Raw genomic sequence first — 25,012 nt, 5'->3', positions numbered from 1 at the left:
TCTCCTCAACCGGCCGATGTCCGTCAGGTCGAGAGCCAGGCCTTGACCGCCTCCGTCACCCTCACGGTCGATAGCCCGTATTGGTCATGGAGCGTTGGCAAGGCGCCCGCCTCCAGGAACTGGTCGGGTAGGCCGATCTGGCGGAAGGCCGGCGGTGCGACGCCGGCACGCAACAGCGTGCCGGCGACTGCCTCTCCAAGGCCGCCAATGAGAGTGTGGTTCTCCGCCACGACCACCAGCCGCCCACCTTTGCGGCACTCGGCGACGATCGTCGCCTCATCGAGCGGCTTTATGGTCGGGACGTGCAGGACGGCAGCGTCGACTCCGTCGTTTCGAAGCTGTTTGGCAGCCTCGAGCGCGCGCATCGTCATCAGGCCCGACGAGATGATGAGAGTGTCCTTGCCATCACGAAGGAGCTTGGCCTTGCCGAGTTCGAATTTGTAGCCGTATTCCTCCAGAACCAGCGGAACGTTGCCGCGTAGCAGGCGCATGTAGACCGGCCCTTTATGGGCGGCGATCGCCGGAACCGCTTGCTCGATCTCGCTCGCGTCGCACGGATCGACGATCGTCAGGTTCGGCATGCCGCGGAACATTGCGAGATCTTCCGTCGCCTGGTGGCTCGGCCCATATCCCGTCGTCAAGCCCGGAAGGGCGCAGACAATCTTCACATCAAGCATCTCCTCGGCAATCGCCAGGCAGATGAAGTCGTAGGCCCGCCGGGAGGCGAAGACGGCATATGTCGTTACCCAAGGCTGAAAGCCTTCGCGCGCCATGCCCGCCGCCGACATCATCAGCAGCTGTTCCGCCATTCCCATCTGGTAGAAGCGGTCGGGATGCGCAGCACGGAACACATGAAGGTCCGTGTATTTCGCAAGGTCGGCGGACATGCCGACAATACGCTCGTCATTCCGCGCCAGGGCGGCAAGCGCGTTGCCGAAGGGTGCCGGCCTCGTCGGCTGATCGGGACCGGCAATCGATGCGATCATCGCCGACGTCGTTAGGCGGGGCTTGTCGATGCCGCTTTCAAGATGGGCAGGCCGGATGTACTTGGAACGCCTCATGCCTCCACTCCCGCATCGATGATCCTGAGGGCCTCGGCCCATTCGTGGGGTTCGACGCGCAGGAAGTGGTTTCGATCGCGCGCCTCGAGGAAGGGCACCCCCTTCGCCATTTTCGTGTCGCATATGATGATGCGAGGCTTCGCCTCGGCGTGGTGACGAGCGGCGTCGAAGGCCTTTACGAGCGCATCGATATCGTTGCCGTCCACCCTTTGGACAAACCAGCCGAAGGCCTCGAATTTTGGGCCGAGCGGTTCGAAATTGAGCACGCCAATGGACGGGCCGTCGGCTTGCATCTGATTGACGTCGACAATGCCGATCAGGTTGTCGAGCCTGTAGGAACCCGCCGACATCGCGGCCTCCCAGGTCGAACCCTCGTCGAGTTCGCCGTCGGAAAACAGATTATAGACAAAGGAAGAGGACTTCTTCCGCTTCAGCGCCAAGGCCATGCCGACCGCGATGCCTAGTCCGTGTCCGAGCGACCCGCCGGTGATTTCCATGCCGGGCGTGTAGGCAGCCATGCCGGACATCGGCAGCCGGCTGTCATCCGTGCCGTAGGTCTCCAGCTCATCCTCGGGAATGATCTTGGCTTCGATCAGAGCTGCGTAAAGCGCGATCGCATAGTGGCCGATCGACAACAGGAACCTGTCGCGGCCTTCCCATTCGGGATCTTCCGGCCGGTAGTTCGTGGCGTGGAAGTAGGATACGGCAAGGACGTCGGCGACGCCGAGCGCCTGGGCGATATAACCCTGCCCCTGTACCTCACCCATGCGCAGCGCGTGACGGCGGATGCGCCGGGCGCGCGCTGTCAGACTGATATTGTGGCCGATCTGGCTCATGTCGGTGTCTCTCCAGATGGGCCTCAGTGGATCAGCATGCCGCCGTTGACGTCGATCACCGCTCCGGTGACGTAGGCGGACAGATCCGAGGCGAGGAACAGGTAGATATTCGCGACGTCGGCGGCCTCTCCGAGCCGGCTCAGAGGGATGCCCTTGATGATGTCGGCGCGCATTTGATCGGTGAGTTTGCCACCGGTGATATCTGTCTGGATGAGGCCAGGCGTGACGGAGTTGACGCGAATGCCGGCTGGACCGAATTCGCGGGCCATCGCTTTGGCGAGGCCGAGCACACCCGCCTTGGCTGCGGAGTAATGAGGCCCGCCGAAGATGCCGCCGCCACGCTGTGCCGATACCGAGGACATGCAGGCAATCGATCCGCCGCCATTGTCGCGCATGTAGGGGATGAAGGCCTGGCTCAGGAAGAGCACACCGGTCATGTTGACCGCCACGATCCGCTGCCAGTCAGCTTCGGTGATATCGAGCGTGCCGACCGGCTGGGTGATGCCGGCATTGTTGACGAGCGCGTTTACCGAACCGAAGGAGGCCATCACCTTGGATGCGGCCTCGGCGCAGGACGACTTGTCGGCGACGTCGCATCGCAGGCCCATGTGGTTACCGGACTTGACGCTGGGCAGCGACGCGGCCGCCTCCGCAACCGCGTCAGCATCGATATCGAGGATGGCGACGCGAGCGCCATGCTCGGCGAAAAGCTGGGCCGTTGCACGGCCGATGCCGCGCCTGCTCGCCGCGCCCGAAATGACCGCGGTCTTCCCATTCAGTAGCATGTAATCTCCTCCCGATGCGTCCCGAGCATCTGGCAAATCTTCGACAAGTCAGTTGGCTTGCGAGATCGAAACTGATCGAGTTGACGCCGTTCGACAAACGCGAAGTTTACAACGGTGGGTGAATCTGGTTCACTAATCCGATGTTACAGATGGCCTCACTTTCCGCGGTCCGCATCTTTGAAGCCGCAGCGAGGCTGGCATCTTTCCGCGCTGCAGCCGAGGAACTGCACCTGTCACCCAGCGCCGTAAGTCACGCCATTGCAAAGCTCGAGCGTGACCTTGGCATCTCGCTCTTCGAGCGAAGCACGCGAAAGGTCACCCTGACCCTGGCGGGGCAGACGCTCCTCTCCCATGCCTCAAACGCCTTTGAAGAGCTTCGTCGCGGTGTTGAGATGATTTCATCCAACAAGACCCACCTGCTGCGGGTTCACTGCGCGCCGAGCTATGCCGCGCAGGTGCTCTCGGCACTTCTTCCGGACTTCCTGGGCAAGAATGAGGGGGTTGAAGTCCGGGTGGCGGCAAGCACAAACTATGCGCGTTTCGTGGACGGCCTCTTCGATGTCGACATCGTTTACGGCGAACCATCGAACAGAGAAGATCTGATCGTCGTGCCGCTTGGAGAGGAGATCATTTCTCCGCTGTGTTCTCCAAAGATGGCTGAACGACTGGAAACTCCGCGCGATCTCGCGCGTCTTCCCCTCATCCGCAGCGACCTGAAAAGAATTCAATGGATCGACTGGTTTGAACTTAATAATCTCGGCCCCCCGCCCCTCCCCGCCATGAGCTTCGATAGAAGCTTTCTGGCAGTCGATGCCGCGGCGAACGGGCTGGGGGTGGCGTTAGAGTCGAACACTCTGGCGCGGCGCGAACTGGACAGCGGGCGTCTGGTTCGGCCGTTCAGGGACAGCCGCGACAACCGCTACATCGGCCACTACCTCGCCTATCCAAAAGCCGGCAGCCAGCGGCGGCTATCGAAGATCTTCGCCGATTGGCTGATGTCGCAAGCTATCTGACGACAGGTTTGTTCTCTCGGCAAAGCAGGGTATCGAAACCGCCTGCATCATCAACAACGCGTCCAAGATGACAGCCGACCTGTTTGTTGCCTCATCTTGAGGATCGATCGATGCGGGTCGAAGCTACAGGCCTCCTCTACACCAAGCGGTCACGATGTCCCATTTGAACGGAGGCTACCCGGGCGATAGCCATGGTCATATCCCCCAGTCACCGCCGCAAGCATCCCCGGCAGCTCTTCAGCCAGGAAGTCGAGGAAAGCCCTCACCGCTGGCACGAGGCCCCTACGGGACGGAAACACGGCATGAAGACCGTGCGCTTGCAATCGATAATCCGGCAAGACCTTCACCAGACGGCCGTCGCGAATGGCGTCTCCGCAAATATTGACCGGCAGACGAGCGACACCAATTCCGGCTAACGCAGCCTGACACAGCACATAGACATCGTCGGTCATGAGCGTCGGCAGATATTCGATGTCGATGGAAACACCATCCGGCTTCAGCAAACTCCAGAAGTTCCTCTCGCCTCTCACGCCGGCAGGCCCGACGCCTGGCTTCCGCTGCAAAGAATCCGCGCTGCCGAAAGGACCGCGGGTGGCTATGAATTCCGGGCTTGCCACAAGCATCTGCTCGCTCGTTCCCAAATTGCGAACGACAAGATTGGAATCGTCAAGACTCGATCTGATCCTTAGGGCGACGTCATAGCCTTCTGCGATCACATCCACGCGCCGATTCGTCAGATCGAGTTCAAACTGGACTGCGGGATGTGCCTTCAGGAATTTGCCCAACAACGGTGCGAGGTAGAGGTGCGCGACACCAATCGGACAACTGACCTTCAGCCGACCTGAGGGATGTTCTCCTGCTGAGGCTGCGACTTCGAGTGCCGCCTGGGCGCTTTCCGCCATGGACTCGCAGTGCGGCAGGAGCGCTTGCCCGACTTCCGTCACGTGGAGAGCCCGCGTCGAGCGCTGCAGAAGCCGCACGCCCAGTCGTCGCTCCAGGCCGGCGATACGGCGACTTACCTTGGATTTCGGCAGTCCGTGTGCCAATGCCGCAGCGGAGAAGCTTCCATGGTGCACGACAGCGGCAAACAGCATCAGGTCATTCAAGTCTTCCAACGCTGCCACCCCGTATTATCGCATTGTTGCTTCAATAGAACAATCAGTCCCGATTCATAACCCTACTGCGACATTTGCCAACCCGCTATCTTGCAATCGAACTCACATCGGCAAGACGCCGACCGCAAATCCGCCGGAGACACGACATGTCCGTCCTGAATAGAAGAAGCTTGATCGCGATGTCAGCGGCCGCCGCTCTTGCGGGAATCATGCGGCAGCGGGCATCCGCGCAGACAGGAACAAACGAAATGGCTGAACAGAAAACGAAAAACGTCGTGCTGGTGCATGGCGCATTTACAGACGGCAATTGCTGGAGCGAAGTCATCCTCCGGCTTGCCTCAAAGGGATACACCGTCACGGCCGCACAAATCCCCATGACATCGCTCGCCGATGACATCGCCTACATCAAAAATGTCCTGAGCCGCCAGTCGGGCCCTGTCGTATTGGTGGGGCATAGCTGGGGCGGCATGGTCATCACTGAGGCCGGGCTTTCGCCGAACGTCACGTCTCTCGTCTATGTGTCGGCGCTGGTGCCTGATGAGAATGAGTCGGCCATTGACCTTCAAAATCATGGTTCGCCTTCTTCCGGCATGGAAGGAGCGCGCCCCGACGGCCGCAATTCGCTCTGGTTCGACCCGGCTTACTATGGGCCCGCGCTCGCAGGCGATCTTCCGCCCGAGAGGATCCAGCTTCTTGCCGCCACACAGAAGCCTATCGCCGCAACCTCGTTCGGTGAAAAGGTAGTCGGCACCGCTTGGAAGAAAAAGCCGTCTTGGTATCTTCTGTCCAGGAACGACCGAGCGCTTGCGCCCGAACTCCAGAGCTGGATGGCTCACCGCAGTCAGGCTGCCATAACGGAGGTCTTCTCGAGCCACATGTCCCTGATATCCCATGCAGATGTCGTCACCGCACTGATCGAAGACGCCGCACAAGCCTGAGCTGCGGGCACGTCGACCAGGCGACCCGCCTCCTTATCCCCGAGTGACCGCGGCCATGCTCGCCATGCCGGCGATGATCCGCGTCCGTTGTTCATCGACTGAACGCGCCGCGAGAGGCGCATGAAAGGAATTCTCATGAAGATACTGCAAATCAATTCCAGCGCGCGAATTGACGGCTCCGCCTCCTCCGCTGTGGCCGACGCCATCGTCCGCCATCTGAGAAGGATTGATCCGGACGCTGTCGTCCAAATTAAGAACCTGGCCCGCGATCCGGTCCAGCCGCTCGATGAACTGGCCGTCGCGACACGGATGCTCCCTCCCGACGCGCGAACGCCAGATCAGACCGCCCGAGCGCTCGAAGACGAACGTCACGTCGTTGAACTCCTGGCGGCGGACATCATCGTCATCGGTGCGCCGATGTACAACTTCAACATTCCATCCCAGTTGAAGAACTGGATCGATGCCGTCGCCAAGCCGGGTGCGACATTCCGTTATACGGAGACCGGACCGATCGGCCTAGTGAAGGGCAAGAAGGCGATCATCGCCCTGACGCGGGGCGGCTTCTACAGGGAAACGCCCGCCGACACGCCGGCGCAGTATCTTAGATACATGCTGGGCTTTCTCGGCATCACGGACGTCCAGTTCATTTATGCTGAAGGGATGGCGCGCGGCCCGGAAATGACCGCCAAAGCATTCCGCGACGCCGACGAGCAGATCCTGAACCTCGTGGCATAATTCTTCCACTCCTTTAAGGAAATCCACCAATGCTTTATGTCGTTACTCTCACCTACATCCGCCCCATGGATGATATAAAAGCCCATCTCGACACCCATCGCGAATGGCTCGCCGAACATTTAAAGGCGGGAACAATCATCGCCGCTGGCCCTATGGAGCCGGCCGTTGGCGGAATCGTCCTTGCCCATTGCGCCAGCCGGGACGAACTCGACGCAATGCTGAAAACCGACTCCTTCCACAGGCAGAATCTGGTCGAATATGACATACGCTGCTTCAAACCCGCCCTTGGCGCGGAAGCCTTTGCGGAAGCTTTGACTCTGAAACCAAGCCTGATCTGAGCGACCACGATGCTACTCTGACAACGCTGCTGAGGCCGGAGACTTTATCGAACGCAGTGCAGACAGAATACCTTCTGCATCCGCTACGTCCCCGCTCCACATCGAGAGGTGACCGAGGCTGTCCGCAATGACGCCTCGCAACAGGCGAACACATTTTGCTATTTTACATTTGGCTCGGTGGTAGGCGAAAGAGAGGCCCGCAAGCGGAAGGATCGGTCGGGGAACCCGTGCCCCTGACGCTTGTGCAACCGCTGCGCCTACGCCGTGTTGCTGCGGAAACCCTTGTCGTTTTGAATCGGAAAGGAAATGACTTGCATATTGCACACGTTGCGATTTGGACTCCCGACCTCGACCGACAGGTTGCATTCTGGCAGACGTATTTCGATGCCGAGATTGGGGAGCCCTATCATAGCAAGCGCCGAGAAGGTTTCGTTTCGCGCTTCATCAAGCTTGCCGACACAGGTGCCGAAATCGAGCTCATGACCGGACCGTGGATTGATCCCAGTGAAGATCGGGAAGCAAGCGGATGGGATCATATTGCCATATCTCTCGGGAGTCAGAGGGCGGTCGACGAAATGGCCGCCAGATGCAAGGTCGACGGGATCCTAGTTTCGGGTCCACGAATGACGGGCGACGGCTATTACGAGGCCGTCATCGCGACGCCTGACGGCTCGCGCGTCGAGATAACCTCCTAATCGCAAAGTCCGGACAACGAGTGCCGGACTTCTCAATCCGTGAGACATGGCGGTGGATACTGCCGTCCTTGATCAGCTGCAACGACGGGGCCGTGAAAGGGCATCGCCGCTGGCAATATTGTCGTATTCCGTGCATGCGTCAGGTGTGTTCGAAGCGGCAACAGCCAGACACGGCTGGGTTCTGCGGCAGCGCAACTGAAATCGAGAGCTCCCTGCAGCCCTTTCATCGTCTCCTTTCTCGTATGAAAGCGCATAGACGCAACTTCCTGAGGTCCATTCGACCGGCTTGGACGTCAAAGACCTCTTCCTACGGGCGTTCGCACTTTGATGATAAGTGACGCAATGTGACGCGCCTGCCTTAAAGGCGCGTTGACACACCATGTCTGCTTCTGGATTATTTCACTGTACGAGAGTTACTTTCACTCAGTGAAATAGGAAAGAGACCATGACAAAACAAACGCTGTCCAAGGAAGAGATAAGCGGCGTCATCCCGCCACTCGTTTCCACATTTGCGGCGGACGGCAGCCTGGATTTCGAGCTTTTCCGAAATGAACTGCGGTTCATGGAATCCGTCGGTGTGAGGCTGGCTGTCGTTGGAGGCAGTACGGGCTCGGGAGACGAGTTGAGCGCCGAGGAGTTAGGCCAGCTTGTCAATGAGGCTGTGCAGAACAGCAAAATTCGGATTATTGCCGGCGTCATCACGACCACGACGAAGGACGCTATCCTAAGGGGCCAGAAGGCAAAAGAGGCTGGCGCAAGCGCGTTGATGGTCGGGCCGCCGATCTATACGACGCCGTCGCAGGAGGGTCTCGAGGCGTTCGTCCGAGACATCCATGACGCGACGCAAATGCCGATCATTTTCTATAACCACTTTTTCAGCCCCCCATCCGTGATGCAGCGCATCGCCAATGTAACCGGTGTTATTTGCGTAAAAGAGGTCGCCCTTGAACCGGTCGCAGAGCTTGTCCAAACCGTTGGAGATCGCGTCGCGATTGCTGCCGGTGCGGATAGCGTGAACATCGCAAGTTTTTTGTTGGGCGCAGACGCCTCGATCTCCGGCGTGAACACCGTCATTCCGAAAGAATACGGCGAAATTTACCGGGCACACCTGGAAGGTGATTACAGGCGGGGACGTGAATTAACGGAAAGAATCGCGCCTCTTGCCCGAGAGATGATCAAGCCAGCCAACTTTCCCGCACGCGTCAAGTTCGCCATCAATCTGCTTGGCCGCAAGGTAGGCGAGCCCAGGAAGCCCAGCGGCGATCTGGCCATGGAAGATCAAGACAATATTCGTGCTGCACTGCGCCACGCCGGACTTATCGCCTAGGCCAGGACGTGCCGAAGGATGTCGGATCACCATGAGTGTTCCGACATCTCATCCTCTCGCCGTTACAACACAAAAAAGGGAGCAGCTGTTATGAAAGAGACGAGCATCAACATCTTCACATCCACCACCATGCCGCGCCGCAATTTCCTCAAAGCGGGTCTGGCAGTCGGGTCATGCATCGCACTAGCCCCGGCGATCGCGGATCGAGCTCATGCCGGTGAACCGTCCCGCGGCGGCACTCTGCGTGTTGGTCTGGGCGCAGCAGGCGCTAAGTCGTCGCTCAATCCCTTCATCTCGACGGGAGATATGGACTTTGCCGTCGCTCAATCGATCTACGACCGATTGACTGATTTCGACGGCAACGGACACATCTACAACAGCCTGGCCGAAGACTTCAGCCACAACAAGGAAGGGAATGTCTGGAAAATTCGAATTCGCAGCGGGATTGTATGGCACGATGGAACGCCGTTTTCAGCCAAGGATGTTGTGTACTCGCTGCAGTACATGCTCACGCCGGAAAACAAGGCCGACGGCTTCACCAACCTATCGGGCTTGATGAAGCCCTCCGATATTCGAGCACTCGACGACAGCACCGTCGAAGTCTCGCTCGCTAAACCTTACGCACTTCTGCCCCAGGTTCTTGGGAGCAAAGTGATGTTTCTTGTAAAAGATGGCACCAAGGACTTTACTCAGCCGGTGGGCACCGGACCCTTCAGGTTCGTCGAATGGAGCCAGGGCCAACGGGTGACGCTGAAGCGGAACGATGCCTTCCGCAAACCGGGAATGCCGTATCTGGATGGTGTCGAATTCATTGCTATCAATGATCCGACGGCGCGGATGAACGCGCTAATTGCTGACCAAGTCGATGTTGTCGCACAACTCGATGGCAACCTTGCGCGTATCGTTGAGGCGAACCCTGCTATGGCTTTGCTGCGCTCAACGAGCGCAGCGACGACAGACCAGTTCATGATGGTCGCCCAGAAGCCGTTCACCGATGTCCGCGTACGTCAGGCGATGCGGCTTCTTGTCGACCGCGAACAGTTGGTGGCTAACGCCCTGGCCGGCTACGGCAGGATCGGCAACGATCTTCATTGCATAACTGATCCCGACTACGCCTCCGCGCTGCCGCAAAGGCAGCACGATCCGGATCAGGCCCGATCGCTCCTGAAACAGGCAGGATACGACAACGATCTTTCATTTGAGCTGTACACTTCGGACGCCGCGCCGGGGATGTTGGCATCCGCAACCCTCATTGCAAACCAAGCGAAGCAGGCAGGGGTGAAAATCGATCTAACCGTCGTCCCGCCGGACAGTTATTACTCCGGCCCGAAATTCAAGAAGACGGCCATGGCCAGTTCCGATTGGGGACAACACACAATCGAATCCGTTTTTGGACAGGCCTATGCCCGCGGCGCGTATTGGAACGAACCGGATTGGACGAACGACGCTTTCGACAAGTGGGTGTCCATGGCTCGCACGACGTTCGATCCGTCTCAGCGGAAGGACTACCTCTTTGAAGCGCAAAAGATCATCTGGGAAGACGGCGGCTATATAATCTGGGGCTTTAGAGACCTCTTGGATGCGACAAACGTCCGTGTGAAGGGGCTTTCTCCTTCCAGTCAACGCAATCTCGGCTACTACCGGTTCGAAGGGATTTCGCTCGAAGCCTAAGTTTCGCCCGGACCTAGCGATTGCCCCGCCTCCCCGAGGTGGGGCACCATCAAGAAGGGAGCCATGGATGCTTACGGCCCGTCTTTCAAAGTTGGTGATGGCAAGACTAGCGCTGTCTGTTTTCACGCTGATAGCCGTCTCGGCTGTCGTTTTCACGGCGACACTTTTTCTTCCGGGAGATCCTGCAAGGGCCGCACTCGGCCCCAAAGCTGATCCTGCCGCCGTGGAAGCCTTGCGCACCGAGTTTGGCTTGGACCGACCGGCAATCTCTCAATATCTCTCATGGGCTTCCGGCGTAGCGTCGGGGGATTTTGGCAGATCAATTCCATCGGGTCGTCCAGTTTGGGAGATGATCCGGCCGAAGGTGATCAATACCGTCATCCTCACTGTCTCTTCGCTTCTGGCGCTGATTCCGCTCTCGTTTTTGCTCGGGACCGCCGCTGCGGTATGGAAGGACAGATTGCCCGACCACATCATCACGGTCCCGACAATCGTACTTGTAGCCCTGCCGGAATTTGTCGTCGGCACGGTCCTGATCGTTGTCTTCGCCGTCGGTCTGAATTTCCTTCCGCCGGTATCACTGATCCAAGGCAACAGAACGCTGCTGTCGCAGTCGACCCTCTTCATTCTGCCTGTCGTTACACTCCTTTGCACCACTCTAGCCCAGGTCGTTCGCATGGTACGGGCTGTGGCCATCGAGGTCCTTTCGGCGGAGTATGTGTACATGGCTCGTCTTAGAGGCCTCAGCCCGGCTCGTGTGCTCATACGCCATGTCTTTCCGAATGTCCTAACGCCGTCGATCCAGACCATCGCACTGAACGCCGCCTGGCTCGCAGGTGGGGTCGTCGTTACCGAGGCCGTGTTCCAACTGCCTGGTATCGGCAGCGCATTTGCAGACGCGGTTATCAACCGCGATATGCCCACGGTCTTGGCCATAACTCTCTTGATTACCGGAACTTATGTGCTGATCAATCTGGTGTCCGAGGTTCTCATCATGCTTCTCAATCCTCGACTGCGAGCCCAAAACGCTTCGCTTTGATCCGTGAGGAGGAACAAATGCTTCGAACTATGCAGATCATGTTTTCCAAACGCGCATCATGGATCGCGTTGCTTCTCACGATCATAATCGTTGGAGTCGCGACGATCGGACCGTGGCTCACCCCCTACGCGTACGACGAAATCGTCGGCCCCCCTTTTTCGCAACTATCGCGTGACCACCTGCTGGGAACGGACTTTCTGGGACGAGACGCTTTCAGCCGCTTTCTCTCCGGAGGTCAAACGGTTTTGATGATAGCGGTTCTGGCCACGACCTTGGCTTTTCTGATCGCAGTACCCATCGGCATATTGTCAGGTCTTCGTCGGGGCTCGTTAGACCATACTCTCGTCGCGCTCTCCGACATTATTTATGCCTTGCCTCCTGCAATTTTCCTGCTTGTACTGCTGGCGGCAACCGGGCCAAGCCTTACCACTGTGATATTTGGCATTGTCTTCATCCATGTCCCCCGCGTTCTAAGAATTGTTCGACTGATTACGATAGACATATCTCGAAACGAGTACGTTGAAGCCGCACTCGTCAGAGGTGAGCGCTGGCTGGCGGTGTGTCTCAAGGATATTCTGCCAAATATTCTCCCTCCGGTGTTGGCGGATTACGGCGTTCGGCTCTGCGGATCGATCATCCTTTACGCCTCGCTCAGTTATCTTGGTCTGGGGCTGCCACCTCCTGCAGCGGATTGGGGAATGATGATCAGTGAGAACCGCTTGGGCATCACGATTTCCCCCTGGCTTGCCATAGCGCCCGCGGCAGCGATTGCGATCTTCTCGGTCGCCGTGAACGTCCTGACCGACAACTTCGCGCGTTCCATCGGCCATTCGAAGAGGCAGGAAAATGCTTAATCCCCCGTTGCTTGTTCAGAACTTGTCGATGCGCGACACCGAGGGCCGCATCATCGTAGACAACGCCTCGATTACCGTCGGCGAGGGCGAAGTGCTCGCCATTATTGGGGAATCGGGGTCTGGTAAGACATCCTTAGCCCTTGGCCTGCTTGGTTTTGCGCGCCCCGGTATGGTGTTTGGTGGTGGCAAGGTAATAATCGATAACAAGGATTTACTGGCACTCACAGAGCGGGAGCTGCGCGACTATCGCGGAAGCAGGGTTTCACTGGTCCCCCAAAACCCGACAACGAGCTTCAGCCCGCGCAGGCGGGTCGGCGATCAAATCGCCGAACTGCTGCATGTTCACGGTTATCCGGCATCAAAGATCGCCGAAATGAGGCGGGATATGCTCAAGGACGTAGGCTTGCCGACCGATGCCCGCTTCCTGCGCCGTTACCCGTTTGAACTTAGCGGCGGCCAACTGCAGAGGGTTGCAATCGGAATGGCCTTCATCACTCGTCCTCGCGTGATCGTCATGGACGAACCAACGACCGGGCTAGACGTCTCCACACAGCAAACCATCTTGAATTTGATACGCGAACTAGTCCAGACGTCGAGGGCAAGTTTTGTCTATGTCACGCATGACTTGGCGGTCGTGCATAATATTGCGGACACGGTCGCCGTTATGCTCGGCGGCAAGATTATTGAAAGTGGCACAAAGGAACAGATTTTCACCAGTCCAGCAACCGAGTACACTCGCATGCTCCTTAGCACGGTCCCGCAGTTACCCCAACGCTGCAAGGCTGAGGAAGAATCCGGGGCGCCGGACGGAGCGTTGCCGGCTTTGCTTCAGGTAGAGGACTTGAACGTTTCTTACGGCCCGATGCGGGTTGTTCATGGGATTTCGTTTTCAATTGGCTATGGGGAATGCTTGGCTCTCGTCGGCGGCAGCGGCAGCGGAAAAACGACTACCGGACGGTGCATTGCCGGTCTCCATGCGAGCGGTCAGGGTCGAATCACTTTCCAAGATGCGGCTCTCAATTTCGGCTATGCGAACCGCTCGCGGGCACAATTGTCAGCCCTTCAGATTGTTTTTCAAAACCCTGATCGTTCCCTTAACCCGCGCGAATCCATCCAGGATGCGGTCGGCCGCGCGGCGATGCTCACGGGTGCGAATAGAAGCTCAATCGGGCCCAAAGTGACGCAATTGCTCGAAAGGGTCCGCCTGCCCAAACGGGTTTCCAACTTGTATCCAGCCGACCTTTCCGGCGGGGAGAGGCAACGTGTCGCAATCGCCCGGGCTCTTGCAATGGACCCCGATTTGTTGATCTGCGACGAGATCACGTCGGCACTCGACGTCTCCGTACAAGCCGCCGTTATTGATTTATTGATGGAGCTGAAGCGCGATGGGCTATCGATGCTATTCATAACGCACAACCTCCCACTCGTCTCCGAGATTGCCGAATCCATCATCATATTGAAGAATGGTGAGGTGGTGGAACGCGGATCCGCCGCTGGGGTTCTGCGTGCTCCCCGGCACGAATATACCAAGCTGCTCTTGGATGCGGCTCCGAGAGTTCAATCTACGCGCCTCGCGCCTCGCGTGGTTCAGTTTCCAAATTAGCAAGGATAGGCGGATGGAATCAGAAAGCGGAAAGTCCAGCAAGTTTGATGCAGTCGACCGAGCGGTGGCAATCCTCGCGGCGCTTGGCTCCGCCAGCGGTCCAAGTTCTTTGTCGCAAATCGCTCGTGAGGTAGGATTGGGGCAACCGACGACGTCTCGCTATCTATCCAGCTTAGTAGGCCACGGGTACGTCGAACGAGACGGAAGTGGCCGGTATGTCCTCGGCATTGGGGTTTATCTCCTGGGCCAAAAAGCTCTCCAACATCGAGACGTACGACACCTGGCACGGCCGCAGCTTGAAGCGCTTCACCGTCGCTATAATGAAACGGTCAGCCTTGCGCTTTGGGTTCATAAGGAGCTGGTGGTCATTGATTGTATCGAGGCCACTCAGGCGCTTAAGCAGGGAGCAACAGTGGGGTTGCCAAACCCGTGGCACGCAAGTTCGCTCGGCAAATCGATTCTGGCCTGGTTGGACGAGGAGACACTCAACGTTTTATTGCCTCCGTCGGCGCTGGACACATTTACCAGCAAGACATTGTCGACAAGAGCCTCGCTGGAGGCACAGTTCCAAACTATCCGCGCGCTAGGCTTCGCGGCCGATGACGAAGAATCTTCCCTCGGGGGGCGATGCATCGGTGCCCCTATATTTGACGCGACGGGGCGTCCAAAAGGAGCAATCAGCATGAGCGGCCCCGTCAGCCGCCTTGTCTCCGAAGAAATCCCATCGATCGGTCTTGTTGTCTCCGAAGCCGCAAAAGAAATTTCTCGCGCCTTGGGATACCAAGAATCGCCGCAACCCAGGATCCGAACGGCATGAAAATAGGTCTGGTCGGTACCGCTCACTGGGCATCGGAAATTCATGCTCCCGGGCTTTCCCGGGACCCAGGCGTAACATTCGTTGGCGTCTGGGGAAGAGATCCCGTCAAGACAGCGGAGCTGGCCGCAGAACACAAGGTTGCGGCCTATGATGATTTTGACCGGTTTTTGTCCGATGTAGACGCTGTAGCCTTCGCCGTCGCGCCTGGAGCCCAAGCCAAATTGGCGAAAACGGCCGCGGAACACGGAAAGCATGTGCTTCTTGAAAAGCCGATCGCACTCACGGTGGACGACGGCCTCGCCTTAAGTGAGGCTATACGCAAGAGTGGCGTACGCTCAGTTCTTTTCCTAACGCGCCTATTTCACCCCGAACTTCGATCACTACTTGCGCAGGCTGCTAAAGCGCCCGGGTTGAGGCATGGACGAGTGCGGATCGTGGCGAATTCCATGAGAGTTCCATCGCCATACATCAATTGAACTTGGCGACAGAGTCCGCGCGCTGCGCTTTATGATCTCGGTCCACACGCACTTTCCGTCTTGCAGTATGTACTTGGGAGCATTGCTAAGATTTCCGCCGACCTCGATCCCAAAGGTCATATTCTGTTCTCCGCCCATCATGAAAGCGGTGCCACCTCGGATGCCGAGTTGGCCTTAAGCGCCCTCGATGAGGACCTCGCAAGCGAAACCACCTTCGCTTGGAGTGGAGGCAAGGTCGAGCTGCCGCACATTGACATGGTAAATGGCGGTGCTGCAGAGGCCTACCACGAGGCACTACGTCAGCTGATTGGCGAAAACGGCACGGAACCCTATTGCGACGTGTCGGACGGTTTGCGCCTTCTCAGGCTCGTTGCGGAATGCGATGGGCAACTCCGTATCTCGAAATAGCGTCGCATCAGCCTCCGACAACGACATGCTGAGTGGCACTGCAAGCGCCAGATGAGATCCAATTTCCCTCGGGCCTGGCTTGATTGATTGCGGCGGATCACTGCCGATCGAAGCAATGTGACGCGAACTCTGCGCACATTCGACACCACAAATTGCAGGTTGCGAAGTGCGCAAACATGGCTGCGGATGTAATCCTCGTGATTGCTGTGTCTATCGATACGTGCCCGCAAAACCTGCGCACCAGAGACTGACTGAATTCCTGCGAACATTCAATAATGCGAGCCAAAATGACGACTGTGAGTGCTTCCTTGGACAGTGACGGTGCGGCGAACCAGTCTTTGTTCGCGGCACCACCTAGCAAGCCTGAGTACACAGCGCTTCCCAACCTGCTTGACACCATTCAACGACAGCATGCCGCATATTTTTGGGATGCCGATATGGCGACAGGCCTTCCCTATGACAGGCGAGGAACCAACGGCGAGGTGATATCGGATCTGGTTTCGCTCGGAGGCGTTGGCTTCGGGATAATGGCGATAATCGTGATGGCTCATCGCGAATGGTTGGCGCGGGAGCGTGCCGCCTTGCGTGTTTCGACAATCATCGAGGCTTTGCGGAAGATAACAAGATATCGCGGGGGTTTCCCGCACTTTGTGAAAGCCAGCGATCTCAACTCAGTCCCCCTGGTGCCTATGGACGACGGTGCGGACCTAGTCGAAACAGCTTTACTCGTGCAGGGACTTATATGCGCTCGCGAATATTTTGATGAGAAAACGCGGGTCGAAGACAACATCCGACAACAAGTTGATGAAATTGTCACGGCGATCGAATGGAGCGGCTTCGTACATCCGGGAGCCCGGCCATCGTTGTTTTGGCACTGGAGTCCAAAATACCAATGGTCCCTGAATGTGCCTATTACTGGGTGGAATGAGGGGCTCGTTGCCTATGTACTCGCGGCGGGTTCGCGAGACCACTTTATTGACCCGCAGGTCTTCCAACTCGGATGGAGAAACGAGGGAAAGTACCGAAACGGTAACAGCTATTATGGCCATAGCCTTCCCGCCGGCTCGCCATACGGCGGTCCTCTCTTTCTCTCTCAGTACTCGTTCTGCGGCTTAGATCCGCGGGGTCTTTTCGATGACCACATCGACTATTGGGACCAAGTCGTCGCTCATTGCAGAATTAACTATGAGCATTGCAGACGAAACCCGAAGGGACACATTGGTTATGGAGCATATGGTTGGGGCCTGACGGCATCAGATGGTCCCAAAGGCTACCTCGTGAGTTGCCCCCAAAATGATGTCGGCGTTATTGCCCCGACAGCCGCGCTATCGAGCTTCCCGTTCCTGCCCGACCAAGCAGAAGCTGCGGCACGGGCATTTTTCTCTTATGGAAACGGACGCTTGTGGGGAGCGTTCGGCTTTGCTGATGCCTTCGCTCCCGCTCAAAATTGGGTCTCCAATTGCAATCTGGCGATCAACCAGGGGCCGATCGTTGCAATGATCGAGAACTATCGCACAGGTTTGCTGTGGCGCTTGTTTATGAAAGCTCCGGAAGTTGTAACGGGATTATCCCGTTTGGGGATTGGGAGGCGGCAACACCACCGAACGGATTCCGCAGTTCTGCTGGCTAAAGACAGCTGCATATATGCGAGGAGAGAAGTTCAAAGCGCAGGTCCGCCGGAGAGAGAAGGTTATGAGTAATAAGCTTGTTTGGCCAGCCCCCACCTCGGATGTGCTCGATCGCGGCGAGGAATCCGCCTTTCAGAAAGGCTCCGCCTATGTCGATGGAAAAATTATACCAATCGAAGAGGCGAAGGTACCACTTTTAGACTGGGGCTTTCTGCGTTCGGACGCGTGTCAGGACACAGTGTCGGTGTGGGATGGCAGCTTTTTCCGTTTGACTGACCACCTGGATCGATTTGAGCGATCTGTCCAGCGCCTTCGGATGGATACAGCTCCTGTTACAAGAAGCGATATCCACCGGATAGTCCACAAACTCGTTGCCGTGTGCGGTTTCCGTGATGCTTACGTTCAAATCATCATGACCCGCGGGCGGCCCCCGATCGGTAGTCGGGATCTTCGTTTATGCTCGAACAGCTTCCAGGCATTCTGCGTGCCGTACATGTGGATCGCGAACCCCGAAAAGCAGGAAATTGGCATGGCAGTGCACGTCAGCCGGCGCGTCCGAATCCCACCTCAGTCCGTAGATCCGTTGGTGAAGCATTACCATTGGCTCGACTTTGAGATGGGCTTGTTCGAAGCTTACGAGAACGGTGCCGATACGGTGGTTCTCACTGATCTCGATGGCAATATCACAGAGGGGCCCGGCTTCAACGTTTTCGCGGTGATCGACGGAGTTCTGAGGACCCCTTCTTTCGGCATGCTGGATGGAATGACCAGGAGGACAGTTATGGAACTGTGCAACGAGCTGAATCTCGATGTCACGCAAGAGACCATTTCTTTGGAGCGGCTTCTAATCGCCTCGGAAATCTTCCTTACGACGACCGCAGGCGGGATTATCCCGGTCTCTTCGGTGAACGGAACCGGAATCGGTTTCGGATCAGTGGGTGAACAAACTCGCCGCATTCACCGGTCATACTGGGATAAGCGAAGCAGCGGATGGTATGGCGAGCCTGTCGCCTACGCCCAAAAAGCTCTCTTGGAGCCCTAGTCACCTGAAGAAATGGGTGGGTTACAGTGGCAGCCTGGCAGATGAAGCCGGCAGGCCGGTTACTGGTTGCCGCCAATGTTGTCGACCGGTTGATTTCTGTAGTGCTCATCATCTGCGGTCACTGCACCTTTCTCTTGAACGGAACGCCAAAATTGGAAGCCCTCGAAAAACAATCCACACTCAGGCAGTTCGTTTCGTCTCCCCTCTATCTGGGCGCAGCAATCGCCATGTTCCTGTCTGGCATCGGGATGTCGGCCGCAGCCCCGCAGATTGTTTTGTTCCTCGTGCGAGAACTTAATGCGCCGATTGCCGCTGCCGGCCTCTTCTACTTGACCAACTTGGCAGCACCTATTGCCGGTTATACGATCGGCAGCTTCTCCGATCGAACAGGTGACCGGCTTGGGCTTTTTCGCCTATGTGCTCTTTCAGGTTTCATCGGCTGGGCCGGCATCGCGCTCTCGATCAGCAGTTGGATGCCCTTTGTGATCAATGCTGCCGTGCTGGCATTTTCAGGAGCAGCCGCCTCGCAGCTTTTTGCTGCAATTCATGACGACATCCAAGCCAGAGAGACGGTGGCGAGTGACGACGTTGTTTCCATTGTGCGTATGGCGCTCACCGCCGGCTGGGTTGTCGGTCCCGTGGTGGGGACGTGGATAACCGCGCAGTTCGGAATTCGCGCCATGCTATGGTTTACCGCCTTGTGCTTTCTCCTTCAAATTGCCCCTTTGGGCACACTCGCCACCCCGCCGCCGGAAAAAGGGTTTGGAACAACGGCAACGCCACTTCGCCAGCGAAATCTAAAGGAGATGCTCCCTCTCCTGGGTTTCACGGGTCTGTTTGTCCTCGTCTACGCGGGAGAGTCGATCAAATATGGCTTCCTTCTGTTGTACATGGACGAGGGCCTGGGTCTTGACGCTGCTACACGCGGGGCTGTCATCGGAATTCAGCCTCTTGTAGAGCTGCTGATTATGCCGTTTGCCGTCCCCCTCGCGCGCAAAACAGGTATGCTTTGGCTGATGTGTGCCGCTGCGGTCCTTGGAGTTCTCGCCAATATCTGTTTTGCGGCTTGGAGCAGCGCCATGGGTATGTTCACGGGGCAAATCCTCATGGGCGGCGTGTGGGGCGTATTTGCTGCATTGGGTATTATTGCCGCGCAACGATTGCTTCCAACGGCTGTGGCAACAGCGTCAGCCATCTTCATGAGTTCTACGGCGCTTAGCAGCGCGCTTGGCGGAGCCGCTGGCGGGTTGGGTGTTGCCCAATTCGGTCTTCCACATGTGTTTTTCCTGCCCGCGGCCTTTTCCGCTGTGGCCGTTATAGGGCTGGCATGCATGGCGAGGTCTATGAAATTCTCATAGCTCTCGGCAAGCGTCGCTTAAAGAAAAGGTGAGAATGTCCCTGTCGGATCGGCGAGAAGGTTGAGGACATGACAAGAAGCGTTATAGCGCTGCAGCTGTATTCGGTTCGGTCGCTAGGCCCGCTCGAAAAGCAGTTGGCCGCGACCGCTTGGGCGGGTTTTAAGGCCGTCGAACTCTTGGAAGAGCATTTGGCTGATCCCCGGGCGCTAAAAGCCATGCTGGACGCACACCATCTATTGGCACCGTCAGCCCATGTGAGCTATCCGGCATTGCGTAATGGCCTCGTGCGGTTGATTGACGTATGTGAACGTTGCCAGATCAAACATTTATTTGTGCCAGGCATTGCGTTTGGTGCGTCAAGGAGTAGCGCGCGTGGCTGGCGCTTTATGGGATCTGAGTTGGCTCATTTAGCTGAGAGATTGCACAGTGCCGGGATTGGGCTTGGCTATCACAACATGCGCCAAGACTTTTTGCCCCTCTCAGATGGGCGCATTGGCTTCGAGATCCTGACTGCGGCCGCCCGAGGAAGCCCATTGAAGTGGCAGGCGGATATTGCCTGGATGAGCCGAGCGGGAATTAACCCAGCAGATTGGCTGAAAAGATATCGGAGCATCCTCGTATCGGCTCACATCAAGGACGAGGCGCCCATTGGAACTCACGAGGACGAAGACGGATGGTCTGATGTTGGTGGTGGAACCATGCTATGGCCGTCGCTATGGAAGACAGCAACCGAGTGTGGCGCCTGGTTGCTCGTTGTTGAGCACGACAATCCGCGCCAACCACTGGAATTTGCCAAACGAAGCCTAAGCTACCTTAATCGATTCAACACTTGAGAGCTACACACGCAGCTGGGCATGGAGGACGTTGTGAACCTAGAATACCGGATTGATCATTTTTCACTTCTCGTCAAAGACCTTGCGCGAAGCATCAAATTCTACACCGACGTGTTCGGCTTTGAAGTCATTGCGGAAACCAGCAATGCGAAGATTCGCTGGCTCAAAATCGGCGGCAGCGACACAATCCATTTGAGCGAAGGAGATACGACGACCACGTCGCTAAGAAAGGATACGCACTTTGCCTTGCGAGTGAGCGACCTCGACGTATTTCTAGCCGACATGCAAAACCGGGCGATCGCGTATTATGATTGGCCGGGGAATATCAACAAGGTTGGCGAACGGTTCGACGGGTATCGACAAGTCTACATCCAGGATCCCGATGGATACTGGATTGAGGTCAATAATCACAGCCCTTGACTCCCGTTGCCTCCATGCCGCTGCGCTGTTTTCGGTATATATGTCGAGCTAGGCGTCGTGCCAGACGTCCGTCAGTTGTCGACGATCGTCGTGGATAACCGCTTTCTTGCAGCCGCGATCGCAACGAGTCCAATGGCCAGATTTGCCCTTACTGCGATTCTGATTCGATCGCCGGTGCCAAACCAAGGACATTTCAAGATCGCGTGGATCGGCTCATCTTCGAATGCGCCTTTGCAACACTCGGCGCCGCCAAGACCAAAGTCGATTTCCCGAGTGACTAGTCATGCGAGCTTGCTATGCGTTGATCTGAACGCAAGTCGAGCTCATCGCCGAGAGGAAGCTTGGAAAATGAACTGACGCACGATGAAGCACTTGGCACGACTGAGTGACCATTGAGGCATGGGCTTGCGAAATTGTGGTAGAGCCGCCTGCGATGTAAAAGACGATTGAAAGCCCTGATCGCGATCGCTGCTGTACTCCATTGGGTTCTCGCGCATAGCCTTCGCTACTCCTCCCCAGGCTTTCCTCGGCCCTTTCAAGGCCGATTTTGCTGCCGTTGAGGTCCTCTCAACGGCAGCAGTTTTTTTCACTGTTACCACGCGGAAAACTCGCCGAGACGCACCTTCACCGCTTCTCATGCGGTTTCTTGCATGCTTCTCTTGACTATCTGAGCGATCAAGCATATTAACGCACAAACACGCAAGGAGTACGTCTGTGGGGCCATCGTCTGTCGTTTTCGATATTGGGGGCGTTCTCATTGACTGGAACCCCCGATACCTCTACCGCAAGCTCCTTCCGGACGAAGAGAGCGTGGAAGCTTTTCTCCGCGATGTCTGCAGCAACGAGTGGAACCAGCAGTTCGACGCCGGCCACGTCTTTTCCGAGGGCATAAAGGCATTGGCCACGAAGCACCCGGAAAAGGCGGGCCTCATTTCGGCGTTCTGGGAACGGTGGCAAGAGATGCTGGGTGGCGAGGTTCCCGGTACCGCGGACATCTTGCGGCGCCTGAAGCGCGAGAACATACCTGTTCATGCTATCTCAAATTGGTCGGCCGAGACGTTTCCGATTGCGACGAAACTCTACCCTTTCCTTCACCTCTTCGATGTGCTTGTCGTCTCGGGCCGAGAAAAGACGATCAAGCCAGGAGAGGAGATTTTCCAGCGTTTCCTGGAAAGGTCCGGCCTCGGCGCAAAAGACTGCATCTTTATTGATGACAATGCGGCAAACATCGCCGCCGCCAACAAGCTGGGTTTCCATACCGTCCACTTCTCAACGGCTGAGGATCTTGAGAGGCGACTCGTCGCGCTCGGTCTACTTTCGCAAACCGGGTTGTGCCCATGAAGAACAGACACGAGGTCGTGCCTACGTCTTCGCCGGAAGAACGCCAGGCCATCTTGCTCGAGAGGATCAATAAAGAGGGCCGCGTACTCGCAACAGCAATCGCCCGCGAACTCTGCGTCTCGGAAGATTCGATCCGTCGCGACCTGAAGGAACTCGTCGATGCCCGGCTGGTGCAGCGATTCCATGGCGGGGCAATGCGCCTTTCCGCACCCGTCCTCGATTTCAGGCGGCGAGAAGCCTTGGATGCACCTGACAAATCAGCGATCGGGCGCGCGGCGGCAGCCAGCATTCCTAACGACGTCACAATTTTCGTCGATTCCAGCACGACTGTTCTCCACTTCTTGCGCAACCTGCCGCCGTCGTTGCAGGTTAGGATCCTGACGACGTCGATAGACATCGCTGCCGCCGCACTCGACCATCCGATTGCCGACGTCACGTTCCTCGGCGGCAAACTCAACCGCCTGACACGGAGCGCCACCGGAGCGCTCACAGCGGAGACCGTGCGGGGCGTCCGCGCAGATATCTGCGTTCTCGGAACCTGCGGGGTCGACGAGAACCTGACACTGCGGGCCGACGACATTGAGGATGCCTTTTTAAAGGCTGCGATGATGAAGGCGGCTGGAAAGACGCTTCTCCTGGCTTCACACGACAAGCTTGGCCGCAATGCAACTTACGAAGTTGCGCCGATCTCGACGATATCTACGCTCTACACCACAACGACGAGCGAACCGTTGATCTCGAGGATAAGAGAAGCCGGTGTCGAGGTAGTCGAGGCCAGATCAAAAGCGGACAATTCGACAGGAGAAAAATAGCTCATGAATTTCACAATCCGTGAGGATGCCCATGCTGTCCTGCTGCCAGCATTCGCCAACCTCGACTTCGACGAGGTAATGGTACCGTTTGTTGAAAACGGGGGCTGGTCCATCCTGATCGGAGAAACGCGGGCTGAATATGTCGCCAGATCGATGTCTGACGACCGCCTGCGATCCGAGACGGCTGAGATTTTCGCGGCACGTCTTGAGAAGCTGACGAGGCTTCGGCCTGATCTGATTGTAGCCGTCGATCAGGAGTTGGCTGGAATCGAGCGTCTCAAGGGCATCGTCCCGGAGCTGCCGCGTCTCGATGAGGCCCTTGCGATGGACAGACAGGAACTCGAAAATCGCTGCTTTGAGATGGCTGTCGCCGCCCGAGCGCTTGGTGTCACACTCTTTCTCGCTCCGGTAGCCGATGTCGTCACCGGCACGAACCCGTGGCTTGAAAAGCGGACGATGAGTTCCGACCCTATTGAGGTCGCGCGTCTGGTGCAGGCCTTTGTAACTGGGGTGCAACGCGCGGGAATTGCTTCGGCGACCAAGCATTTTCCAGGCTTTAACGATCTCGCGGGAGATCCGGCTGTTGAGGACGTTGCTCTTGAAACGCCGCTTGACGAAATCTTGGCTAACGCGGCCACGTTCAGGGCGGCAATTCACGCCGGCTCAAAGGCGGTCATGGTCGGACCGACGGTTGTTCGCTCGATCGATCCAGCCGAGCCCGCCTGCACGTCTCCGGCGATCATCTCTTTGCTACGAAAAGAGTTCGGTTTTTCAGGTCTGATCGTCAGCGACGACCTCGACGCTCCTGCAACCATGCGCGATCGCTCGCTCGCGGAAACGGCAATCGCATCATTGGTCGCAGGCGCCGATCTTTTGCTCGTTGCAGGCAGCGCCAATCTTGAAAATCTTTCCTCATCGATAGTCGATGCCGTCGAACGCGGCACGCTCCCAGCGACGCGACTGGCGGAAGCCGCGGATCGAATTCGCAGGATGGCAGCCACATGACGACGTTTGCAGATAAGATCTCTCCCAACGCCGGCGACCGCGTTTCGTCCGCTGTCTTGCCCCCACCATCGGAGGCCTGCGGTTTGTTGCCATGAAGCTCGAGCTTTCCCTGTCGCGTCGAGAGATGATCGCCATGCGATTGGCCGCTGGGCAAAACGTCGTGGCCGCATCGCTGGCGATCGAATTTGATGTATCTGAAGACGCCATTCGGCGCGATCTGCGCCTGCTTGCGGCGGAGGGCCGTTGCAGACGGGTCTATGGCGGCGCGCTGCCGATACCAGGCTCCGCTCTACCCTTCTCGATGCGGCTGACTCAGGACCTGAACGAGAAGCGCAGGCTTGCGCGCGCCGCAGCTCGGACTATTGAGGACGGTGAGCTTGTCTTCATCGATAGTGGCACCACCAACATCGCTTTGGTCGACTACCTTCCCACCGATCGTCAGGTCGCTGTGGCGACAAATTCGATCGACGTGGCTTTTGCCGTGAAGACGAGAGCAGCGCATCCTCTCATTCTGGTGGGCGGACTGGTCGACCATGCGATTGGTGGCAGCGTCGATGCCGCGGCAGTCTCGTTTCTCGAAAACACGATCATCGATCGAAGTTTTGTTGGAGGCTGCTCCATCTCAGCCGAATGGGGAATTCGAGTCCATCACTTCGGCGAAGCTCAGTTCAAAAAGACGCTGATCAAGAACAGCCGAACCACCATCGTGATGGCCACGTCGGGTAAATTCCATGAACACGCGCCGTACAGGATTGGCGACGCCAGGGACGTCGATCATTTGGTCCTCGACGAGACGCTCGACTCCAGCGAAGGCGATGCCCTTGAGCAGGCGGGCTATCGGATCATCCGCGCCGACTAACAC

At 57.4% G+C, this 25,012-nt stretch carries 26 protein-coding genes and 1 pseudogene; 23 read left to right on the top strand and 4 right to left on the bottom strand.

From position 1 onward, the window contains the following. Window positions 1-23: 23 nt before the first annotated feature. From EFD56_RS00405 to EFD56_RS00395, 3 genes are read right to left on the bottom strand one after another with little or no spacing between them, the layout of a single operon-like run. Window positions 24-1,061, bottom strand: a complete 1,038-nt coding sequence (locus EFD56_RS00405; RefSeq protein ID WP_012490212.1) for a transketolase family protein — start codon at window positions 1,059-1,061, stop codon at window positions 24-26. After that, window positions 1,058-1,897 carry a transketolase gene (locus EFD56_RS00400; protein ID WP_012490213.1) on the bottom strand — a complete coding sequence of 280 codons (840 nt, stop codon included), beginning with the start codon at window positions 1,895-1,897 and terminating at the stop codon, window positions 1,058-1,060. The genes EFD56_RS00405 and EFD56_RS00400 overlap by 4 nt, the downstream gene beginning before the upstream one ends. Window positions 1,898-1,920: 23 nt before the next feature. Beyond that, complete coding sequence (locus EFD56_RS00395) at window positions 1,921-2,682, bottom strand: SDR family NAD(P)-dependent oxidoreductase (RefSeq protein ID WP_010069390.1); 762 nt, start codon at window positions 2,680-2,682, stop codon at window positions 1,921-1,923. Between the two features lie 140 nt (window positions 2,683-2,822). Between EFD56_RS00395 and EFD56_RS00390 the strand changes: the two genes are divergently transcribed. Continuing rightward, the gene (locus EFD56_RS00390; protein ID WP_085740295.1) at window positions 2,823-3,695 is read left to right on the top strand and encodes a LysR substrate-binding domain-containing protein; all 873 of its coding nucleotides are present in this window, start codon (window positions 2,823-2,825) and stop codon (window positions 3,693-3,695) included. 149 nt (window positions 3,696-3,844) lie between these two features. Here EFD56_RS00390 and EFD56_RS00385 read toward each other — a convergent pair whose 3' ends face one another. Continuing rightward, a complete protein-coding gene (locus EFD56_RS00385; RefSeq protein WP_245440538.1) occupies window positions 3,845-4,819 on the bottom strand; it encodes a LysR substrate-binding domain-containing protein in 975 nt (324 codons plus the stop codon). A 137-nt stretch (window positions 4,820-4,956) separates the two neighbouring features. Here EFD56_RS00385 and EFD56_RS00380 point away from each other — a divergent pair, with 137 nt between their 5' ends. The 22 genes and pseudogenes from EFD56_RS00380 (at window position 4,957) to EFD56_RS00285 (ending at window position 25,009) form a co-directional block, all read left to right on the top strand. Further along, window positions 4,957-5,748 carry an alpha/beta hydrolase gene (locus EFD56_RS00380; protein WP_126904417.1) on the top strand — a complete coding sequence of 264 codons (792 nt, stop codon included), beginning with the start codon at window positions 4,957-4,959 and terminating at the stop codon, window positions 5,746-5,748. 120 nt (window positions 5,749-5,868) lie between these two features. Then, complete coding sequence (locus tag EFD56_RS00375) at window positions 5,869-6,483, top strand: FMN-dependent NADH-azoreductase (RefSeq protein ID WP_245440537.1); 615 nt, start codon at window positions 5,869-5,871, stop codon at window positions 6,481-6,483. 29 nt (window positions 6,484-6,512) lie between these two features. Continuing rightward, window positions 6,513-6,821 (top strand): YciI family protein, encoded by a 309-nt coding sequence (locus tag EFD56_RS00370; RefSeq protein ID WP_126904416.1) that lies wholly within the window; start codon window positions 6,513-6,515, stop codon window positions 6,819-6,821. A gap of 227 nt (window positions 6,822-7,048) precedes the next feature. Continuing rightward, window positions 7,049-7,516, top strand: coding sequence for a VOC family protein (locus tag EFD56_RS00365; protein ID WP_245440536.1), 468 nt, complete (start codon window positions 7,049-7,051; stop codon window positions 7,514-7,516). Window positions 7,517-7,961: 445 nt separating this feature from the next. Next, on the top strand, window positions 7,962-8,843 hold the full coding sequence (locus EFD56_RS00360) for a dihydrodipicolinate synthase family protein (RefSeq protein ID WP_085740299.1): 882 nt from the start codon (window positions 7,962-7,964) through the stop codon (window positions 8,841-8,843). Window positions 8,844-8,933: 90 nt separating this feature from the next. Then, window positions 8,934-10,514, top strand: coding sequence for an ABC transporter substrate-binding protein (locus tag EFD56_RS00355; RefSeq protein WP_225881471.1), 1,581 nt, complete (start codon window positions 8,934-8,936; stop codon window positions 10,512-10,514). A gap of 67 nt (window positions 10,515-10,581) precedes the next feature. Then, the gene (locus EFD56_RS00350; RefSeq protein WP_004670075.1) at window positions 10,582-11,553 is read left to right on the top strand and encodes an ABC transporter permease; all 972 of its coding nucleotides are present in this window, start codon (window positions 10,582-10,584) and stop codon (window positions 11,551-11,553) included. Window positions 11,554-11,570: 17 nt separating this feature from the next. Continuing rightward, complete coding sequence (locus EFD56_RS00345; RefSeq protein ID WP_012490222.1) at window positions 11,571-12,407, top strand: ABC transporter permease; 837 nt, start codon at window positions 11,571-11,573, stop codon at window positions 12,405-12,407. Next, window positions 12,400-14,010: an ABC transporter ATP-binding protein gene (locus EFD56_RS00340; RefSeq protein ID WP_004670071.1), complete on the top strand. Its 1,611-nt coding sequence runs from the start codon at window positions 12,400-12,402 to the stop codon at window positions 14,008-14,010. The genes EFD56_RS00345 and EFD56_RS00340 overlap by 8 nt, the downstream gene beginning before the upstream one ends. Window positions 14,011-14,023: 13 nt before the next feature. Beyond that, entirely contained in the window at window positions 14,024-14,827 is an 804-nt protein-coding gene (locus EFD56_RS00335; protein ID WP_206513404.1) for an IclR family transcriptional regulator, read from the top strand. Beyond that, window positions 14,824-15,303 carry a Gfo/Idh/MocA family protein gene (locus tag EFD56_RS33050; RefSeq protein ID WP_245440534.1) on the top strand — a complete coding sequence of 160 codons (480 nt, stop codon included), beginning with the start codon at window positions 14,824-14,826 and terminating at the stop codon, window positions 15,301-15,303. Before EFD56_RS00335 ends, EFD56_RS33050 begins: the two co-directional genes overlap by 4 nt. A gap of 60 nt (window positions 15,304-15,363) precedes the next feature. Beyond that, entirely contained in the window at window positions 15,364-15,711 is a 348-nt protein-coding gene (locus EFD56_RS33045; protein WP_245440532.1) for a hypothetical protein, read from the top strand. A gap of 287 nt (window positions 15,712-15,998) precedes the next feature. After that, window positions 15,999-17,411, top strand: a complete 1,413-nt coding sequence (locus EFD56_RS00325; RefSeq protein WP_100225616.1) for a glucoamylase family protein — start codon at window positions 15,999-16,001, stop codon at window positions 17,409-17,411. Further along, on the top strand, window positions 17,404-18,381 hold the full coding sequence (locus EFD56_RS00320; protein WP_100225613.1) for an aminotransferase class IV: 978 nt from the start codon (window positions 17,404-17,406) through the stop codon (window positions 18,379-18,381). The genes EFD56_RS00325 and EFD56_RS00320 overlap by 8 nt, the downstream gene beginning before the upstream one ends. A 26-nt stretch (window positions 18,382-18,407) precedes the next feature. Then, window positions 18,408-19,739 carry an MFS transporter gene (locus tag EFD56_RS00315; protein ID WP_245440528.1) on the top strand — a complete coding sequence of 444 codons (1,332 nt, stop codon included), beginning with the start codon at window positions 18,408-18,410 and terminating at the stop codon, window positions 19,737-19,739. 68 nt (window positions 19,740-19,807) lie between these two features. After that, window positions 19,808-20,572: a sugar phosphate isomerase/epimerase family protein gene (locus tag EFD56_RS00310; RefSeq protein WP_126904414.1), complete on the top strand. Its 765-nt coding sequence runs from the start codon at window positions 19,808-19,810 to the stop codon at window positions 20,570-20,572. Between the two features lie 33 nt (window positions 20,573-20,605). Continuing rightward, the gene (locus EFD56_RS00305) at window positions 20,606-20,992 is read left to right on the top strand and encodes a VOC family protein (protein ID WP_245440526.1); all 387 of its coding nucleotides are present in this window, start codon (window positions 20,606-20,608) and stop codon (window positions 20,990-20,992) included. A 714-nt stretch (window positions 20,993-21,706) separates the two neighbouring features. Further along, a complete protein-coding gene (locus EFD56_RS00300) occupies window positions 21,707-22,333 on the top strand; it encodes an HAD-IA family hydrolase (protein WP_126904412.1) in 627 nt (208 codons plus the stop codon). After that, a pseudogene (locus EFD56_RS33040) lies at window positions 22,330-22,521 on the top strand (DeoR family transcriptional regulator); the annotation flags it as partial. The gene EFD56_RS00300 and the pseudogene EFD56_RS33040, both read left to right, overlap by 4 nt. A 6-nt stretch (window positions 22,522-22,527) precedes the next feature. Next, window positions 22,528-23,145, top strand: a complete 618-nt coding sequence (locus EFD56_RS00295) for a DeoR/GlpR family DNA-binding transcription regulator (protein ID WP_245440560.1) — start codon at window positions 22,528-22,530, stop codon at window positions 23,143-23,145. A gap of 3 nt (window positions 23,146-23,148) precedes the next feature. Continuing rightward, complete coding sequence (locus tag EFD56_RS00290; protein ID WP_126904410.1) at window positions 23,149-24,150, top strand: glycoside hydrolase family 3 N-terminal domain-containing protein; 1,002 nt, start codon at window positions 23,149-23,151, stop codon at window positions 24,148-24,150. A 91-nt stretch (window positions 24,151-24,241) separates the two neighbouring features. Then, window positions 24,242-25,009 (top strand): DeoR/GlpR family DNA-binding transcription regulator, encoded by a 768-nt coding sequence (locus EFD56_RS00285; RefSeq protein ID WP_126904409.1) that lies wholly within the window; start codon window positions 24,242-24,244, stop codon window positions 25,007-25,009. Window positions 25,010-25,012: the final 3 nt, after the last annotated feature.

Origin of the sequence: Rhizobium phaseoli, from assembly GCF_003985125.1 — a bacterium.
GTDB lineage: Bacteria > Pseudomonadota > Alphaproteobacteria > Rhizobiales > Rhizobiaceae > Rhizobium > Rhizobium phaseoli.
Note: the sequence above shows the minus strand (reverse complement) of the source record. Positions and strands in the feature narration are given on the sequence as shown.